The sequence below is a fragment of the Cupriavidus sp. 01L46 genome (assembly GCF_056399905.1).
This window is the reverse complement of sequence record NZ_JBFTSF010000512.1, coordinates 1-2,488: the sequence shown is the minus strand read 5'-3', so window position 1 is coordinate 2,488 and position 2,488 is coordinate 1. Positions and strand designations below refer to the sequence as shown.

Genomic DNA, 2,488 nt, shown 5'->3' with positions numbered 1-2,488 from the left:
CTGCTGCGGCGCGTGGATGCCATGGCCAAGGACCTGCGGATCGACGCGGGCAGCCTGGAGCTGGGCGGCCTGTCGATCGATCCGCTCACGCGCGAGGCCAGCGTGGACGGCCGGCGCATCGAGCTCACCCCGCGTGAGTTCGACCTGCTGTATTTCTTCGCCAGGCATCCCGGCAAGGTGTTCTCCCGCATGGACCTGCTCAACGCTGTCTGGGGCTATCAGCACGAGGGCTACGAACATACCGTCAACACCCATATCAACCGGCTGCGCACCAAGATCGAGGCCGACCCGGCACAGCCCAGCCGCATCCTGACCGTGTGGGGGCATGGCTACAAGCTCGCGGCGGGAACCCAAGGAGGCGCGCCGTGAGCCTTGATCTCGGACTGAACCTGAGCCGCCGCCTGACCCTGACGCAGCGGCTGTCCCTGGTGTTCTCCGTGCTGCTGCTGGCCTGCTGCGGCGCCTCCGCGTGGCTGCAGGTCCGCTCCAACGACATGCGCGAGAAGGAAGTCATCCAGGACCTGTCGCGCGGGCTGGCCGGCCATATCGCGCGCAATGCGTCGCTGATGGACGCCAACGGGCTCAAGCCGGATGCGCTGCGCCGCCTGTTCGGCCAGCTGATGGTGGTGAACCCGAGCGTGGAGGTGTACCTGCTGGACAGCCAGGGCCGGATCCAGGGGCACGACGCGCCGGCCGGGCACCTGCAGCGCCAGCAGGTCGACCTGAAGCCGGTGCAGCGCCTGCTGGCCGGCGAGCCGTTGCCTATCCTTGGGGACGATCCGCGCAGCGCGGGCGGGCGCAAGGTGTTTAGCGCCGCGCCACTACGCGTGGGCGGTGCCGAGCCCGCCGGCTACATCTACGTGGTGCTGCTGGGCGAGGCGCATGACGAGCTGGCGGCGCGCGCCTCCGCCAACTCGGTGTTGCGCACCACGCTGTGGTCGATGGGGCTGGTGGCGCTGCTGGGGTTGCTGGCGGGCCTGATGGCGTTCGGCCTCATCACGCGGCCGCTGCGCCGCCTGACCGAGGCGATGCGGCGGTTTGATGCCGACGGTGCGCCCGAGAMGCAGCCGCGCGTGCCGCGCACGCCGTGCGGCAATGCGCGCGATGAAATCGTCGCGCTGGAAGCGGCCTTCGCGCAAATGGCGGACCGCATCGCCGAGCAATGGCGCGCGCTGACCAAGCAGGACCAGGAGCGGCGCGAGCTGGTTGCCAATATTTCCCATGACCTGCGCACGCCGCTGACCTCGCTGCACGGCTACCTGGAAACGCTGTCGCTCAAGGCCGATACGCTCAGCGAGGCCGAGCGCCAGCGCTACCTGGCCATCGCGCTGGCGCAAAGCGTCAAGGTGGGGCGGCTGGCGCAATCGCTCTTTGAGCTGGCGCGGCTGGAGCACGGCATCGTGCAGCCGGCGCTGGAGGATTTTTCGCTGGTGGACCTGGTGCAGGACGTGTTCCAGAAGTTCGAGCTACCGGCCGAGGCGCGCCACGTGCGGCTGCGTGCCGGTATCCCGCAGCGCCTGCCCGCCGTCACGGCCGATCTCGGCATGATCGAGCGCGTGCTGACCAACCTGCTGGATAACGCGATCCGCCACACGCCGGCCGAAGGCGCCATCGAAGTCGATCTCGCCCTGCGCGACGGCAAGGTGGCGGTCACCGTCAGCGATACCGGCCCCGGCATTCCCGCGGAACTGCGCGAGAGCCTGTTCCAGCGGCCCTTCAGCGCCGGCGGCGCGCACCGCGGCGKCGGGCTGGGGTTGCTGATCGTGCAGCGCATGCTGCAGCTGCATCACAGCCAGATCCGGCTGGTGGAGCGCGCCGGCAGCGGTACCACGTTCCGCTTCGAGCTGCCGGTGTCGGGCGGCGGCGCCGGCAATGCCCGCTAGCGGCGGGCAGGTTCAGTCTGCTGCCTGGCCGGCGAAGCGTTCGATCAGCCACGAGGCGGCCGGGCCGGGTGGCGTGTCGGTGCGGTAGATCGCATCGAAGGGGTAGAAGTTGCTGTGATTTTCGGGCAGGTCGAGCAGCACCAGGCGGCCCGAGTCGAGATCTTCCTGCACCATGGGCACCGGCATATTGCCCCAGCCGATGCCTTCGCGCAGCAGCATGTGCTTGGCGCCAAGATCACCCAGACGCCAGGTATGCGTGCTGATCACCGCGAAATCCTTGCCGTGCGTCAGCGCGGAGCGGTCCGACAGCACCAGTTGCACATGATGCCGTCCGGCGCCCGGCAGGTTCCGGCTGCCGCTGGCCAACGGATGACCTGGCGCCGCAACCGGCCGCAGCATCACATCGCCGATCCAGATGCGCTCGATCCCCGCCACACCCGCGCCGAGCGGCCCGCTGACGCCGATGGCGGCGGAGCCGTCCAACACCATCTGCGTCACGGCGCCAAGTGCCTCCATGTGCAGGTGCAGCGCTACCGTGGGAAATGCCTCGCGAAAGGCCTTCAGCGCGTCCACCACCCGGGCTGCCGGCAGCATCACGTCCAGCG

3 protein-coding genes are annotated in these 2,488 nt (G+C 69.3%); 2 read left to right on the top strand and 1 reads right to left on the bottom strand.

All coding sequences use genetic code 11. The features are described 5' to 3' along the window. On the top strand, positions 1–369 hold a 369-nt coding region (locus AC1DS3_RS37675; RefSeq protein WP_477129254.1), incomplete at its 5' end, for a winged helix-turn-helix domain-containing protein. After that, the gene (locus AC1DS3_RS37670) at positions 366–1,883 is read left to right on the top strand and encodes a sensor histidine kinase (RefSeq protein ID WP_477129253.1); all 1,518 of its coding nucleotides are present in this window, start codon (positions 366–368) and stop codon (positions 1,881–1,883) included. The genes AC1DS3_RS37675 and AC1DS3_RS37670, both read left to right, overlap by 4 nt. A 12-nt stretch (positions 1,884–1,895) precedes the next feature. Here AC1DS3_RS37670 and AC1DS3_RS37665 read toward each other — a convergent pair. Continuing rightward, positions 1,896–2,488: substrate-binding domain-containing protein (locus tag AC1DS3_RS37665; protein ID WP_477129252.1), on the bottom strand; the 593-nt coding region annotated here is incomplete at its 5' end.